The sequence below is a fragment of the Dankookia rubra genome (assembly GCF_004355005.1).
Lineage (GTDB): Bacteria > Pseudomonadota > Alphaproteobacteria > Acetobacterales > Acetobacteraceae > Paracraurococcus > Paracraurococcus ruber_A.
The window spans coordinates 1-15503 of record NZ_SMSJ01000105.1; the positions used below are offsets into that span (position 1 = coordinate 1).

12 protein-coding genes and 2 pseudogenes are annotated in these 15503 nt (G+C 71.7%); 6 read left to right on the forward strand and 8 right to left on the reverse strand.

The annotated features are described in order from the left end of the window. Together E2C06_RS31435 and E2C06_RS31440 are read right to left on the reverse strand one after the other, a co-directional pair. A pseudogene (locus tag E2C06_RS31435) lies at nucleotides 1-237 on the reverse strand (hypothetical protein); the annotation flags it as partial. A gap of 314 nt (nucleotides 238-551) precedes the next feature. Beyond that, nucleotides 552-869: an SCP2 sterol-binding domain-containing protein gene (locus E2C06_RS31440; protein ID WP_133292527.1), complete on the reverse strand. Its 318-nt coding sequence runs from the start codon at nucleotides 867-869 to the stop codon at nucleotides 552-554. A gap of 157 nt (nucleotides 870-1026) precedes the next feature. Here E2C06_RS31440 and E2C06_RS31445 point away from each other — a divergent pair, with 157 nt between their 5' ends. The 6 genes from E2C06_RS31445 (at nucleotide 1027) to E2C06_RS31470 (ending at nucleotide 9894) form a co-directional block, all read left to right on the forward strand. Further along, the gene (locus E2C06_RS31445; RefSeq protein ID WP_133292528.1) at nucleotides 1027-2361 is read left to right on the forward strand and encodes an OmpP1/FadL family transporter; all 1335 of its coding nucleotides are present in this window, start codon (nucleotides 1027-1029) and stop codon (nucleotides 2359-2361) included. 23 nt (nucleotides 2362-2384) lie between these two features. After that, the gene (locus E2C06_RS31450; RefSeq protein WP_133292529.1) at nucleotides 2385-4079 is read left to right on the forward strand and encodes a long-chain-fatty-acid--CoA ligase; all 1695 of its coding nucleotides are present in this window, start codon (nucleotides 2385-2387) and stop codon (nucleotides 4077-4079) included. Next, a complete protein-coding gene (locus E2C06_RS31455; RefSeq protein ID WP_133292530.1) occupies nucleotides 4076-4501 on the forward strand; it encodes a MerR family transcriptional regulator in 426 nt (141 codons plus the stop codon). Before E2C06_RS31450 ends, E2C06_RS31455 begins: the two co-directional genes overlap by 4 nt. 15 nt (nucleotides 4502-4516) lie before the next feature. Then, a complete protein-coding gene (locus E2C06_RS31460) occupies nucleotides 4517-5653 on the forward strand; it encodes a thiolase family protein (protein ID WP_133292531.1) in 1137 nt (378 codons plus the stop codon). After that, on the forward strand, nucleotides 5653-8037 hold the full coding sequence (locus E2C06_RS31465; RefSeq protein WP_277751906.1) for a 3-hydroxyacyl-CoA dehydrogenase/enoyl-CoA hydratase family protein: 2385 nt from the start codon (nucleotides 5653-5655) through the stop codon (nucleotides 8035-8037). Before E2C06_RS31460 ends, E2C06_RS31465 begins: the two co-directional genes overlap by 1 nt. 84 nt (nucleotides 8038-8121) lie before the next feature. Continuing rightward, nucleotides 8122-9894 (forward strand): acyl-CoA dehydrogenase C-terminal domain-containing protein, encoded by a 1773-nt coding sequence (locus E2C06_RS31470; RefSeq protein WP_133292532.1) that lies wholly within the window; start codon nucleotides 8122-8124, stop codon nucleotides 9892-9894. A gap of 126 nt (nucleotides 9895-10020) precedes the next feature. Here E2C06_RS31470 and E2C06_RS31475 read toward each other — a convergent pair whose 3' ends face one another. From E2C06_RS31475 to E2C06_RS31500, 6 genes and pseudogenes are all read right to left on the reverse strand, one after another. Next, nucleotides 10021-10986, reverse strand: a complete 966-nt coding sequence (locus E2C06_RS31475) for an MBL fold metallo-hydrolase (RefSeq protein WP_133292533.1) — start codon at nucleotides 10984-10986, stop codon at nucleotides 10021-10023. Nucleotides 10987-10996: 10 nt separating this feature from the next. Further along, nucleotides 10997-11980, reverse strand: coding sequence for an MBL fold metallo-hydrolase (locus E2C06_RS31480; RefSeq protein WP_241671557.1), 984 nt, complete (start codon nucleotides 11978-11980; stop codon nucleotides 10997-10999). A 73-nt stretch (nucleotides 11981-12053) separates the two neighbouring features. Beyond that, complete coding sequence (locus E2C06_RS31485; protein ID WP_193560526.1) at nucleotides 12054-13319, reverse strand: class I SAM-dependent RNA methyltransferase; 1266 nt, start codon at nucleotides 13317-13319, stop codon at nucleotides 12054-12056. Then, complete coding sequence (locus E2C06_RS31490; protein ID WP_133292534.1) at nucleotides 13312-13743, reverse strand: DUF2721 domain-containing protein; 432 nt, start codon at nucleotides 13741-13743, stop codon at nucleotides 13312-13314. The genes E2C06_RS31485 and E2C06_RS31490 overlap by 8 nt, the downstream gene beginning before the upstream one ends. Before the next feature lie 33 nt (nucleotides 13744-13776). After that, complete coding sequence (locus tag E2C06_RS31495; protein WP_133292535.1) at nucleotides 13777-15024, reverse strand: acyl-CoA dehydrogenase; 1248 nt, start codon at nucleotides 15022-15024, stop codon at nucleotides 13777-13779. Nucleotides 15025-15157: 133 nt separating this feature from the next. Continuing rightward, nucleotides 15158-15503, reverse strand: a pseudogene (locus E2C06_RS31500) (DEAD/DEAH box helicase); the annotation flags it as partial.

Sequence of the window (15503 nt, forward strand, 5' to 3'; positions counted from 1 at the left end):
GGCGAAGAGCTCCGGGATCGCCGCATGCATCGAGGCGATGTCGCGCAGCAATTCGCGGCTGAAGCAGGGCCGGCCGGTGGGCCGCAGGCGGCACCAGTAGATGCCGCGATCAGCGTCGTAGGCGGTGTCCAACGTTTCGTGCGTCGAGGCGGGGCGGGCGGGCTGGCTGATGCTGGCCAGGGCCTGGCGGGCGAAGGCGGGGAAACCGGCGGCCATCGGGCTGCGGACAAAGGTCATGGGACGGGCCTCGTCAGGTAAGCTCGGCGGCGCCGGGATTGGCGGCCTCGGGATTAACCTTAGCGGCTCACGAATATGTTATACAATAGGCTATTAACGCAGCGGTTGCTTTTGGGCCCGGTGGCAAGTGCGTCGTGGCGCTGCCGCCACAGTGGCAGAAGAAGATAAGTGGCTCCACCCCGGCCTCCATCCCCGGCGCCCGAGGGCCTGGGCGCCGCATGAAGTCTGCCGCCGTTGCGGCGAAGCCAGGCCCCGCCATGGCGCGGCGCCGGGCGTCCGAGGCGCAAGAAGGTGGAAGCGCCGGGCGCCGGATCTCAGTCCTCGTCCAGCAGCCCGGCGAGCTTCAGCGCGACGCCCTTCGAGCCCTCGACGCGCAGCCGTCCGGTGGAGAAGGCCAGCATCGGGCTGAGCTTCCCGGCCATCAGCTTGCCAAGGTTCTCGGCGGTCAGCCGCAGGATCGAATCCGCCTCGGTCTCCTCCGTCGCCGGGCCGATCTCGGCGTCCGCGCCAGTGGCGTCGAGCAGCACGCTCTCGCCGATATCCGTCAGGTCGAAGCGCATGCGGTAGCCGAGCTGCCGCAGGACCCCCGCTTTCTCCCGCATCGCCGCCATCAGGGTTTCCGCATCGGTCATGGGTTGGCCACCTCGATCCATCGTGATGTCGCATAGAGACACTAATTGACCTATACGTCACCCGTCGTTAGCTTAGTTGATATAGCCGACCCTCCAGCAAGGCGGGCGGCGTCGTCCGGACCGACGAATTCCCGGACCACCAGAAGGGAGAAAGCGCATGGGTCGTCCATTCCTGCGTGCCGCCGGCCTCGGCATCGGCACGCTCGCACTGGCCGGACCGGCCGGCGCCACGGGATTCGAACTGCGCGAGCAGAGCGCGGTCGGCCAGGGCGCCGCCTTCGCCGGCGCTGCGGCGCGCGACGACGATCCCAGCATGATCTTCTTCAATCCCGCCGCCATGGCCTCGCTGCCCGGGGTGCAGGGCGCCATCGTCGGGTCCGGCATCTTCCCGAATGCCGAGGCGAAGTCGGGCAGCGCGACGCGCAACGCGGCGCTGGGCGGCTCGCCGATCACCGGCTCGACCGGCGGCGACATCGGCCTCGATGCCTTCGTGCCGGCGCTGCACAGCACCGTCCAATTGGCGCCGGACTGGCATTTCGGGCTCTCCGTCACCTCGCCCTGGGGCCTCGTGACCAAGCAGGCCGAGGACAGCATCGCCCGCTACCACGCGCTCACCTCCTCGCTGAAGACGGTGAACGTCACCCCGGCGGTCTCCTGGCAGGCGCTGCCGACGCTCTCGCTCGGCATCGGGCTGCAGATCCAGTATGCCGATGCCCGGCTGTCGAACGCCGTCGACTTCGGCGCGATCGGCGCGGCGCAGCGCATCCCGGGCTTCGTGCCCGGCGCGCGCGACGGCCGTTCCACGGTGACCGGCGACGACACCTCGGTCGGCTTCACGCTCGGCGCGCAGTGGCAGCCGCTGGCGGGCACGCGGCTCGGCCTTTCTTTCCGCTCGGCCATGTTCCACACCCTGCAGGGCGATGCGCAGTTCCAGGGCGTGCCTTTCCCGGTCTCGCTTTCGCCGAGCTTCGCCAATACCGCGGCCCAGGCCAAGCTGGTGACGCCGGAGACGGTGACGCTCGGCCTGCGGCAGCGGATCGACGAGCGCTGGACGGCGCTGGCCGGGCTCGAATGGACGAACTGGTCCCGCTTCCGCGACCTGACGGTCAACTTCGCCAATGGCCGCGCCCCTTCGGTGACCGAGGAGCGCTGGCGCGACAGCGTCTTCGCCTCGATCGGCGGCGAGTACCGCTGGAACGAGGCGCTGACCCTGCGCGCCGGCTTCGCCTACGACCAGACCCCGGTACGGGAGGCGGACCGCACGCCGCGCATCCCGGACAACGACCGCTACTGGCTCTCGGCCGGCGCCAGCTACCAGGTGAACCGCAACATCACGCTGAGCGCCGCCTACACCCACATCTTCGCGCCTGACGCGACGGTGAACCTGCAGGATCCGGGACCCAACAACACCAACCTGTTCCGCGGCAACCTGACCTCCACCTATCATGCGTCGGTCGACATTGTTACTGCGCAGCTACGCTTCGCCTTCTGACCAGGAGAGGAGTGACAGGCGGCATGGACACGGTTCTTTCCGGAGCGGCCAGGCCCTGGCTGCGCGCCTATCCCGCGGGCATCGCCTGGGACATGCCGCTGCCGCCGACGACGCTGGTCGAGATCTTCGAGGGCGCGGTCGCCCGCTTCGCCGAGCGCCCCTGCCTCGACTTCATGGGCCGGTGCTGGAGCTACGCCGAGGTCGGCGCGCTGGTCGGCCGCGCCGCGGCCGGGTTCCGCGCGCTCGGCGCCGGGCCGGGCACGCGGATCGGCCTCTGCCTGCCGAACGGCCCGCACTATGTCGTGGCCTTCTTCGCGGCGCTGCGCTGCGGCGCCACGGTGGTGAACTTCAACCCGCTCTATGTCCAGGCCGAGCTGGCGGCGCAGGCGGCGGATTCCGGCACCGAGATCATGGTCGCGCCGGACCTCGAGCCGGTGCTGGGCCGCGTGCTCGGCCTGCTGGGCCAAGGCCCGCTGCGGCAGGTGGTGGCCTGTCACTTCGCCGCGGCGCTGCCCTTCCCGAAGAGCCTGCTGTTCCGGCTGGCGAAGCGGAAGGCGACCGGCCGCATCCCCGCCGGCGACCCGCGCGTGCTGCGCTGGGAGCGGCTGCTGGACGCCGCCGCCGTCGCGCAGCCGGCGCCGCGGCCCGAGGACGTCGCCGTGCTGCAATACACCGGCGGGACCACCGGCACCCCGAAGGGCGCCATGCTCACCCATGCCAACCTGGCGGCGAACCTCCGCCAAGTGATGGCATGGTCGCCGCAATGCCGCCCCGGCGAGGAGCGCATGCTGGCGGTGCTGCCCTTCTTCCACGTCTTCGCGCTGACCGCCGTGCTGGGCGCGGCGATCGGCCAGGGCGCGCAGCTGGTCATGCTGCCGCGCTTCGAGCCGGCGATGCTCATCGCCGCCCTGCGCCGCACCCGCCCGACGATCTTCCACGGCGTGCCGACGCTGCTGAAGGCGGTGATCGACCATGGCGCCACCGCGGCCGACCTGGCCTCGGTGAAGATCTGCATCTCCGGCGGCGCGCCCCTGCCGCTCGAGATCAAGCACGCCTTCGAGGCGCGCAGCGGCTGCCGCGTGGTGGAAGGCTATGGCCTGACCGAGGCCTCCCCGGTCTGCTTCTGCAACCCGGTCGAGGGCAGCCTGGCGGAGGGCAGCATCGGCCTGCCGGTGCCGGGGGTGCTGGCGGAGATCCGCGCGCTGGACGACCCGCAGCGCGTGCTGCCGATCGGCGAGCGGGGCGAGCTCTGCGTCGCCGGTCCCAATGTCATGGCCGGCTACTGGAACCGGCCGGCGGAGACCGCGGCGGCGATCGGCCCGGATGGCTTCCTCCGCACCGGCGATGTCGGGGTCATGGCCGAGGATGGCAGCGTGACGCTGGTCGACCGCATCAAGGACCTCATCATCTGCAGCGGCTACAACGTTTATCCGCGGATGATCGAGGAGGCGCTGTACCAGCACCCCGACGTCGTGGCGGCGACGGTTGTCGGCCAGTCCGATCCCTATCGCGGCGAGAGCCCCGCGGCCTTCGTGCAGCTGCAGCCCGGCAGCACGGCGACGCCGGAGGCGTTGCGGGAATTCCTCAAGACTCGGCTTTCCGCGATCGAGTTGCCGCGCCTGATCGAGATCCGCCCCGACCTACCACGCACGGCGGTGGGCAAACTCTCCAAGAAGGAGCTGAAGGCCGAGCTGGCCGGCCGGAGCCCCCCTGGATGAGCGAACTCTTCACGGTCAACCAGCTGGCGGAGGAGTTCGGCGTCACGCCGCGCGCCATCCGCTTCTACGAGGTGAAGGGGCTGATCGCGCCGCGCCGCGCCGGGACCACGCGGGTCTTCGACCGGCGCGACCGGGCGCGGCTGCTGCTGGTGCTGCGCGGCAAGCGGCTCGGCTTCTCGCTCGCCGAGATCCGCGAATTCCTCGACCTCTACGACGCCGACCACACCCAGCACAGCCAGATCAACCTGCTGCTGGCGCGGGTGCGGCAGCGGATCGCCGAGCTCGAGCAGCAGCGGCGCGACCTCGACCAGACGCTCGGCGAGCTGCGCCTGGTGGAGAGCGAGGCGGCCGCCGCCATGGCCGGGCGGCCCGCGGCGGAGACGGAAGCCGAGACATCCGGCGCCGAGCGCGCCGCCGAATGACACAGGAGATGCGGCATGACTGACGTGGTGATCGCGGCCTATCGCCGCTCCCCCTTCCACCTCGCGCACAAGGGCGCGCTCACCAGGCTGCGGCCGGACGAGATGACGGCGCAGGTGGTGCGCGCGCTGGTGGCGGAGGCCGGCATCGACCCCGCCACGGTCGAGGACCTGGTGCTGGGCTGCGCCTTCCCCGAGGGCGAGCAGGGGCTTAACGCGGCGAAGCTGATCGCCTTCATCGCCGGCCTGCCGGAAAGCGTCGCTGGCGCCACGGTGAACCGCTTCTGCGGGTCGTCCATGCAGGCGGTCCACCAGGCGGCCGGCGCCATCAAGATGGGGGCGGGCGACGCCTTTCTTTGCGCCGGGGTCGAGAGCATGACCCGGGTGCCGATGATGGGCTTCAACCCGATGCCGCATCCCGGCCTGGCGAAGGATTTCCCGCAGGCCTACGTGTCGATGGGCGAGACGGCGGAGAATGTCGCCCGCCGCCACCAGCTCACCCGCGCCGAGCAGGAGGCCTTCGCCGTCCGCAGCCAGCAGAAGGCCGCGGCGGCGCAGCGCGAGGGCCGGCTGGAGGCGGAGATCGTCCCGGTCGAGGCGGCAGGCAAGCGCGTCGCCGAGGATGGCTGCATCCGCGCCGAGACCACCGCCGAGACCCTGGCCGGGCTGAAGCCCGCCTTCCGCCAGGACGGCACGGTCACTGCCGGCACCTCCTCTCCGCTGACGGACGGCGCGGTGGCGCTGCTGGTCTGCTCGGCGGACTACGCGAAGGCGCATGGGCTGACGCCGCTGGCGAAGCTGCGGTCGGTCGCGGTCGATGGCTGCGCGCCGGAGGTGATGGGCATGGGGCCGGTCGGCGCCTCCCGCAAGGCGCTGGCGCGGGCGGGGATCGCGGCGCGCGACCTCGACGTGGTCGAGCTGAACGAGGCCTTTGCCTCCCAGGCGCTGGCCTGCATGCGCGAGCTCGGGATCGACGAGACCCGCATGAACCTCGATGGCGGCGCCATCGCCCTTGGCCATCCGCTGGGCGCGACGGGCGCGCGCATCACCGGCAAGGCGGCGCAGCTGCTGCAGCGCCAGGGCGGCCGCTACGCGCTGGCGACGCAGTGCATCGGCGGCGGGCAGGGCATCGCCACGGTGCTGGAGGCGGTCTGATGTCGCTGACCACGGGCGCTCCCATGGTGGAGACGGAGCTGCGGGCCGCTTCGGTGCCCGCCGCGCAGGCGAAGCCGGCGGCGAGCCCGATCCGCAAGGTGGGCGTGATCGGCGCCGGGGTGATGGGCGCCGGGATCGCGGCGCAGGTGGCCAATGCCGGGGTGCCGGTGGTGCTGCTGGACATCGTCCCGGGCGGCGCCGCCAAGGCCACCGAGCGGATGCTGAAGACCGACCCGGCGCCCTTCATGCAGAAGGCCGCGGCGCGTCTGGTCACGCCAGGCGACATCGAGGGCGGCCTGCCGCTGCTGGCGGATTGCGACTGGATCGTCGAGGCGATCGTCGAGCGGCCGGATGCCAAGCGCGACCTCTACGCGAAGCTCGAAGCGGTGCGGAAGCCGGGCTCGGTCGTGTCGTCGAATACCTCGACCATCCCGCTCTCCGCCCTGACCCAGGGGCTGGGCGAGGTCTTCGCCGCCGATTTCCTCATCACCCATTTCTTCAACCCGCCGCGCTACATGCGCCTGCTGGAAGTGGTGCAGGGGCCGGCGACGCGGGCCGAGGCGCTGGCCGCCATCACCGATTTCGGCGACCGCGTGCTCGGCAAGACGGTGATCCCCTGCAAGGACCGGCCGGGCTTCATCGCCAATCGCATCGGCGGGATGTGGATGCAATCCGCGATCAACCGCGCCTTTGACCTCGGCCTGACGGTCGAGGAGGCGGATGCGGTGATGGGCCGGCCGATGGGCGTGCCGAAGACCGGCGTCTTCGGCCTGCTGGACCTGGTCGGCATCGACCTGATGCCGCATGTCGCCGCCAGCATGAAGGCCACCCTGCCGGAGACTGACGCCTATGTGCTGGGGCTGCGCGACAATGCGCTGATCACCCGCATGATCGCCGAGGGCCGCACCGGGCGGAAAGGCAAGGGCGGCTTCTACACCCGGGAGAAGGGCGCGGGCGGGGAAAGCCTGAAGCGTGCGCTCGACCTCACCACCGGCGACTACCGCGCGAGCGACAAGCCGCAGCTCGAAAGCCTCGCCCTGCGCGACCTGCGCGCCTTGGCCGAGCACCCGGATCGCGGCGGCCGCTACGCGCGCGCGGTGCTGCTCGACACCCTGGCCTATGCCGCCGCACTGGTACCGGAGATCGCCGACAGCGTCGCCGACGTCGATGCCGCCATGCGGCTCGGCTACAACTGGAAGTACGGGCCCTTCGAGCTGATCGACCGGGTCGGCGCGGCCTGGCTGGCGCGGGCGCTGGCCGAGGACGGCCGGCCGGTGCCGCCGCTGCTGGCGCAGGTGGCGGAGGGGTCCTTCTACCGCGTGCAGGACGGCGCGCTGGAATACTTCGGCACCGATGGCGGTTACCACGCCGTGCCGCGGCCGGCGGGCGTGCTGCTGCTGGCCGACATCAAGCGGCGCGCGAAGCCGCTGGCGAGGAACGGCTCCGCCTCGCTCTGGGATCTCGGCGACGGCGTCGCCTGCCTCGAATTCCACAGCAAGATGAACGCGCTCGATCCCGGCACCGTCGAGATGATCGGCAAGGCGATCGCCATGGGCAGGAAGGGCGGCTTCAAGGCGCTGGTCATCCACAACGAGGGCGAGCAGTTCAGCGTCGGCGCCAATATCGGCCTCGCCCTGTTTGCCGCCAACATCGCCGCCTGGGGCGAGATCGAGGGGCTGATCGAGCAGGGCCAGAAGGCGATGCGGTCCTTGCGCGACGCACCCTTCCCGGTGGTCGGCGCGCCGTCGGGCATGGCGCTCGGCGGCGGCTGCGAGATCCTGCTGCATTGCGACGCCGTGCAGGCCCATGCCGAAAGCTATATCGGCCTGGTCGAGGTCGGCGTCGGCCTGATCCCCGGCTGGGGCGGCTGCACCACCATGCTGCGCCGCTGGGCGGAAAATCCGCGCGCGCCGAAGGGACCGATGCCCCCCGTTGCCAAGGCCTTCGAGATGATCTCGACCGCGCAGGTGGCCAAATCGGCCTTCGAGGCGAAGGAGATGCTGCTGCTGCGGCCGACCGACGGCATCACCTTCAACCGCGACCGCCTGCTGGCCGATGCCAAGGCCCGCGCGCTCTCGCTGGTCGAGGGCTATGCGCCCCCCGAGGTGAAGCCGCTGCGCCTGCCCGGCGCCTCCGGCCGCGCCGCACTGGCGATGGCGGTGCAGCAGCAGGCGGCGCTCGGCCGCGCCACGCCGCACGACGTCGTGGTCTGCGACCACCTGGCGGAGACGCTGACCGGCGGCCGCAAGGACCACACCGAGGAAACGACGGAAGCCGAGCTGCACGCGCTGGAACGCCGCAGCTTCATGGCCCTGCTGAAGACGCCGGCGACCTTGGCCCGGGTCGAGCACATGCTCGAGACCGGCCGGCCGCTGCGGAACTAGGAACAGCGGCCGAGCGGCGGAGGGGTTCGGGGCACCGCCCCGCACGGGCCCGGAGCCGTGACGCGGCCGCGCAAGGAGACAAGCATGCCGACCTATGCCGCCCCGCTGCGCGACATGCGCTTCGTCCTCAACGAGCTCGCCGGCACCGACCGCCTGCGCGCCTTGCCCGGCTGCGAGGAGATCGGCCCCGATCTGGTCGACCCGGTGCTGGAGGAAGCCGCCAAGTTCTGCTCTGAGGTCCTGCTGCCGCTCAACCGCAGCGGCGACGAGGAGGGCTGCACGCTGGAGAACGGCGTGGTCCGCACCCCGCGCGGCTTTCCCGAAGCCTATCGTGCCTTCCGCGAGGCCGGCTGGACCTCGCTCGGCGCCGATCCCGACTACGGCGGCCAGGGCCTGCCGAAATCCGTCGGCATGCTGGTGGAGGAGATGATCTGCTCCGCCAACCTGTCCTTCGGCATGTATCCGGGCCTCTCGCACGGCGCCACCATGGCGATCTCGAAGCACGGCACGCCCGAGCAGAAGGCGCTCTACCTGCCGAAGCTGACCAGCGGAGAATGGTCCGGCACCATGTGCCTGACCGAGCCGCATTGCGGCACCGATCTCGGCCTGATCCGCACCAAGGCGGTGCCCGCCGGCGACGGCAGCCACCGCATCACCGGCAACAAGATCTTCATCAGCGCCGGCGAGCACGACCTGGCCGACAACATCGTCCACCTGGTGCTGGCGAAGCTGCCGGATGCGCCGCCGGGCACGCGCGGAATTTCTCTGTTCGTCGTGCCGAAATTCCTGCCGAGCGAGGACGGCCGCCCCGGGCCGCGCAATGCCGTCACCTGCACCGGGCTCGAGCACAAGATGGGCATCAAGGCCAGCGCCACCTGCGCCATGGCCTTCGACGAGGCCAAGGGCTGGCTGGTGGGCCGGCCGCACAAGGGCCTCTCGGCGATGTTCACCATGATGAACGAGGCGCGGCTCGGCGTCGGCGTGCAGGGGCTCGGCATCGCCGAGATCGCCTACCAGAACGCCGTCGCCTACGCGCGCGACCGCATCCAGGGCCGCGGCCTGCAGGGCACCCAGGCGCCGGACAGGCCCGCCGACCCGATCCTGGTCCATCCCGACGTGCGGCGCATGCTGCTGACCATGCGGGCGATGACCGAGGGCTGCCGCGCGCTCTCGGCCCTCGCCGCGCTCGAGCACGACGTCTCCGTCCGCCACCCGGACGCAGCGGTGCGGCAGCAGGCGGACGACTTCGTCCAGCTGATGACGCCGATCATCAAGGCGGTCTTCACCGATACCGGCTGGGACGCGGCGATGCTCGGGATGCAGGTCTGGGGCGGCCACGGCTATATCCGCGACAACGGGATGGAGCAGTTCGCCCGCGACGCCCGCATCACCCAGATCTACGAGGGCACCAACGGGATCCAGGCGCTCGACCTGGTCGGGCGCAAGCTCGGCGCGCATGGCGGGCGCTACCTCCGCAGCTTCTTCCACCCCGTGCTCGCCTTCATCGAGGCGCAGCAGGACGCGCCGGCGATGGAAGAGTTCATCCTGCCGCTGGCCAAGGCCTTCGGCCGGCTGCAGCAGGTGACCGGCGAGGTCGCCCAGCGCGGCCTGCGGGATCCCTTCGAGGCCGGGGCCGCGGCGACCGACTACCTCCGGCTGTTCGGCCTCACCGCCATGGCCTATGCCTGGGCGCGGATGGCGGCGCTCGCGCTGGAGCAGGACGACGCCTTCTACAAGGCGAAGCTGGCGACGGCGCGCTTCTTCATGCAGCGCATCCTGCCGGAAACCTCCTCGCTCGCCGCCAAGGTGCTGGCGGGCGGGGAGAGCCTGCGGGAATTCGAGGACGCCGCCTTCTGAGGCCAGGGGCGGCCGCCGCACCGCCGGTCCGCCACGCCGCTCCAGCCTGGTGCCGGCGCCGCCGATCCCACGCTGCCGGGCGGGTCCGCCACCCGGGGCTCGGCGTCGCGGCGCCGCCCGCCGGCGTCACACCACGCTCGACCAGTCCGCCGGGACGAAGCGGAAGCCCTCGTCCCAGCGCGCGACGTAGCCGTTGGCGGGGAAGGGGAAGTGGTAGGCGGTGATGCGGGCGCGTTCCGCCGCCACCCGGTCGAACAGCTTGCGGCGGCTCTCGCTCGCCAGCGGCCCGTCGATGTCGAAGCCGGAGAACCAGCCGGGATAGCGCAGGAAGAGCTCCGGCCGGGAGGAAGTATCGGCCATGACGAATAGCTGCTCCGCCCCGTCCGCCACCTGGAAGACGGTATGGCCCGGCGTATGCCCCGGCGCCGCGATGGCGCGGACGCCCGGCACCACCTCGGCGCCCCAGTCGAAGCGGCGCAGCTTCGCCTGGTAGGGGCCGAAGCGCCGGCGGACATTGGCGAAGGTGCCGCGCTGGTTCTCCGGCACCCGGCCGCTGTTGCTCTCATCGGCCCAGAAGGCCCATTCCGGCGCCGGCACCGCGAGCTCGGCATTCGGAAAGACGATCGCATTGTCCTTGGTGGTCAGCCCGGTGATGTGGTCGGCGTGGAAGTGGCTGAAGACGATCTGGCTGACCTGCTCGGGCTCGATCCCGGCGGCCTCCATGTTGTGCTCCAGCAGGCCCGAGGTCGCCGAGAGCTGCCCGCCGCCGGTGCCGGTATCGAAGGCGATGACCTGCTTCCCGGTATCGAGAAAGGTGACCGTGAAGGGGTTGTCGAGCCGCGCCGTCGGCAGCAGCGCCTCGGTCAGCGCGCGGTCCACCGCCTCGGGCGGCTGGTTCGCCACCATCCCCGTGCGCGCCGGGTTGGCCCGCGGGGAGGCGCCGTCGAACACCGTGGTCACGGTCAAGCTGCCGACCTTGAAGCGGTAGAAGCCCGGCGCCTGGGCCATCTCGTGGCCATGATGCGCGGCGGCGGGCAGGGCGGGGAGCAGGGGCGCGGCAGCGGCGGCACCCAGCAGGCTGCGTCGGTTCATGTGCGTCTCCTCAGACCGCGCTCGACCAGTCGGACGCGACGAAGCGGTAGCCGTTGCCTTCCTTGGCGATGTAGCCGTTGGCGGGGAAGGGGAAGTGGTAGCCGGTGATGCGGATGCGGTCGGCCGAGACGCGGTCGAAGATCCGGCGCCGCGTCGCCTCGGCCATCGCGGCGTCGAAGTCGAAGACGATGTGCATGTCGGGCCGCCGCGCCGTCAGCTCGGGACGGTTGGTGACGTCGGCGACGAACATCGCCTGCGCCGCGCCGTCGGCGATGTGGTAGCAGGTATGGCCCGGCGTGTGGCCATGGGCCGGCACGCCGCGGATGCCCGGCACCACCTCGGCGCCCTCGGCGGCCTGGCGGATGCGGTCCTTGTAGGGGCCGAAGCGGCGGGCGCTGTTGGCGAAGTTCGGCCGCTGGCCTTCGGGGCTGCGGGCGAGGTTGCCCTCGTCGCTCCACCAGGCCCATTCGGCGGCGGGGACGATGACCTCGGCATTCGGGAAGGCGGCGCCGCCCTCGGCATTCAGCAGGCCGTTCACGTGGTCGCCGTGGAAGTGGCTCATCACCACTGCGGTGACCTTGGCCGGGTCGATGCCGGCGGCGCGCATGTTCTGGACCATGCGGCCCATGGTGGCGCCGGCCGGCGTCACGCCGTTGCCGGTGTCGAAGGCCACCAGCGCGGAGCCGGTATCGACGAAGGTGACGGTGAAGGGAATGCGGAAGCTGTCGCCGGTCAGGAAGCTCTCGGCCAGGACCTGCTTCACCTCCTCGATCGGCGCGTTGCGGACGAAGCCGGCCAGCGGCACGTCGCGGAAGCCGTCATGCACGGTGGTGACGGTGAAGCCGCCGACCTTGAAGCGGTAGAAGCCCGGCGCCTGTTGAACAGGGACGGCGGCCGGTGCCGGCTGCGCCGCGGCGTCGCGCAGGACGGCGGGCGCGGCCAGCAGCAGGGGCAGCCCGGCCAGCGCCAGGCGACGGTTCAGAGGTGCGGTCACGGAAGATCCCTCCCCGGGGAAGCTGGCCTATTGAATGGGCAGGCGGCCCAGGGGATCAACCCGTTGCGCCGGCCTATCGGGCGAAAACCACCACGCTCTCCAGGTGCGGCGACCAGAGGAACTGGTCGACCGGCGCCGCTGCCAGCACCTTGTAGCCGCCCTGCGCCAGCACCTGCGCATCCCGCGCCAGCGCCGCCGGGTTGCAGGAGACATAGATGATCCGCGGCACGGATGAGCGTGCCAGCAGCGGCACCTGCGCCGCCGCGCCGCTGAAGGGCGGGTCCAGCACCACCGCCGCGTAGGCCTGTAACTCCTTCGCGATGAGAGGCTGCCGATCCAGGTCGCGCCGCACCGCCTGGACCTTGGCCCCGGCCTTGCCGGCCGCGGCCGAAAGCGCCGCGACGGACTCCGTCACCCCCTCGAAGGCGGTGACGCGGGCGCGGGTCGCCAAGGGAAAGCTCAGCGTGCCGAGCCCGGCGAAAAGATCGGCGATCGCGGCGCGCGGCGGCAACTTCGCCGGCAGCCCGGCCAAAACCGCGGCGACGATGGCCGCCTCGCCGGCCGGGCTGGCCTGCAGGAAGGCGCCAGGCGGCGGCGCAACCGGCACGCCGACCAAGCGGAGGGAAACCGGCCCCTGCTGCGCCGCAGTCTCGGGCAGGCCGTTGTTCTGCGCCCAGGCGATGCGCGGGATGCCGTGTTCGGTGGCGAAGGCCGCCAGCAGGCTGCGCGCCGGCGCGTCCAGCACGCCATCGGTGCGCAGCAGAAGGTCCGGCCCGGTCTCCAGCAGGTTCACCACAGCCGAGCCTTCGCGCTTCAGCGCCGCCAGGCGCCTGAGCAGGCCGCGCAGCGGCTCGAACAGCGCGACGATGCGCGGGTCGAGCACCAGGCAGGTCGAGAGATCCGTCACCGCGTCGCTGCCGCGGCCGTGGAAGCCGACCAGCACCGCGCCGCCCGGCCCGCGCCGCAGCGCCAGGTCGGCGCGGCGGCGGGTCATCGGCGGAGTGCGCTCCAGCGGGCCGACGGGCGCCCCGGGGAAGCCGGCGCGGGACAGCGCCTCGACCAGCCTGGCGCGCTTCCAGGCGGCATAGGGCGCGTCGGCCAGGTGCTGGACGACGCAGCCGCCGCAGGTGGCGAAATGCGGGCAGGGCGGGGCGACGCGGTCGGGGGACGGGGCCAGCACCGCCTCGGCCTCGGCCAGCAGCGCATCGCCGCGCTTGCCGAGAAGACGGGCGCGCACCTGTTCGCCCGGCAGCGTGCCCGGCAGGAAGACGGCCTTGCCGCCCTGCCGGGCGATGCCGTCGCCGCCGGCGCCCAGCGCCTCGATCGTCAGCTCAGTCATCGTCGAGCAAGGGCAGGTGGCGGAAGGCAAGCCCGATCTCGGCCAGCAGCAGAAGCAGCGCGACCATCAGCGCCAGCATCGCCGCGGCCAGCAGCGCCGCCAGCACCCAGGCGACGTCGAGCCCCAGCAGGATGCCGGCGAAGGACATGACGATCAGCAGGCAGAGCAGGATGGCCGCCAGCACGCAGGCGCCGATCGCCCGATGCACCTGCCGGGCGCGGCGGACGATGATGTCGAGCTCGCCCGCCAGCGGCGGCGCGAGGCCGGCGCGCACCGCCCGCTCGCGGTCGATCATCCGCGCGAGACGGTTGGCCAGGATGGTGACCAGGCTGAAGATGCCGGTCAGCAGGAAGGCGGGCGCGATCGCCAACTGGATCGCGCGCTCGATCTCCGCGATGTCGGTCGGGCCCGGCAGGCCGGCCATGCTGCGCGCCGCCCTGGCCGGGCCCGCGGCCGCTCACCCGCCGAAGGCGTTCAGCCCGGTCTGCGCCCGGCCCAGGATCAGCGCGTGCACGTCATGCGTGCCCTCGTAGGTGTTCACCGTCTCGAGGTTCATGACGTGGCGGATCACGTGGTACTCGTCGACGATGCCGTTGCCGCCATGCATGTCGCGGGCGACCCGGGCGATGTCGAGCGACTTGCCGCAATTGTTGCGCTTGACCAGGGAGATCATCTCCGGCGCCGCGCGGTCCTCGTCGAACAGCCGGCCGACGCGCAGCACCGCGTGCAGGCCGAGGGTGATCTCGGTCTGCATGTCCGCCAGCTTCTTCTGCACGAGCTGCGTCTGCGCCAGCGGCCGGCCGAACATCTTGCGCTGCAGGGTGTATTCGCGGGCGCGGTGCCAGCAATCCTCGGCCGCACCGAGCGCGCCCCAGGCGATGCCGTAGCGGGCGCGGTTGAGGCAGCCGAACGGGCCGGCCAGCGACTTCACGCCGGGCAGGCGGTTCTCCTCGGGGACGAAGACGTCGTCCAGCATGATCATGCCCGTGACGCTGGCGCGCAGGCTAAACTTGCCCTCGATCTTCGGGGTGGTGAAGCCCTTCATGCCGCGCTCGACCAGGAAGCCGCGCAGGATGCCCTCGTCGTCCTTGGCCCAGACCACGGCGACATCGGCGATCGGGGAGTTGGTGATCCAGGTCTTCGAGCCGTTGAGGATATAGCCGCCATCGACCTTCTTGGCGCGGGTCCGCATCGAGGAGGGGTCCGAGCCGGCATCGGGCTCGGTCAGGCCGAAGCAGCCGACCCATTCGCCGGTGCGCAGCTTCGGCAGGAACTTCTCCTTCTGCGCGTCGGAGCCGAAGGCGTAGATCGGGTACATCACCAGGCTGGACTGCACGGAGAAGGCGCTGCGGTAGCCGCTGTCGACGCGCTCCACCTCGCGCGCCATCAGCCCGTAGGAGACGTAGTTGATGCCGGCGCAGCCATAGCCGTGCAGCGTGGCGCCGAGGAAGCCCATCTCGCCGAACTCGTTCATGATCTCGCGGTCGAAGGTCTCCTTGCGGAAGGCCTCCTGCACGCGAGGCAGCAGCTTTTCCTGGCAGAACTGGTGCGCGGCGTCGCGGATCATCCGCTCGTCCTCGGACAGCGCGCCTTCGAGCAGCAGCGGGTCCTCCCAGACGAAGGCGGGCTGCGAGCGGCGCGGCGCGACGACCGCGGTGTCGGACGCGCCCGAGGAGGGAATGGCGACGGGGTTCGCGACGTTCATTGGCGTTCTCCTCGAGGGACTTTGGTGGTGGGCGCAATCTGGCGCGGGGCAGGGGGTCCCGCAACGGGCGGCGGATGCGAAAACGGCCGGGAAGGACCCGGCCGCTTCTGTCGCAACAGCAGGCGGAAACGGCTCAGGCGGCTTCCTGTTCCTGGTCCGCCGCCGGGTCGCGGCGGGGCCGGGGGATCGGGATCAGCATGAAGGCCGGGACGGCATCGCCGAAGCCGCGCACCGGCGGGCCGAGGTCGTCGCGGTCGCGCCGCCTGTGGTCGTCGCGGTCGCGGCCGCGGGCCATCGGCGCCCGGTCGCGCTCGTACTCGCGCGGCGGGGCGGCGGGACGGTCGCGCTCGAAACGGTCGGGGCGCTCGGCCTCGGTCCGCTCGGGCCGGTCACGGCTGCCGCGCTCGGGCCGGGCGCCGCGCTCGGCGCGATCACCACGCTCGGGACGCTCGCCGCGGGCCGGACGGTCGCGGTCGCGC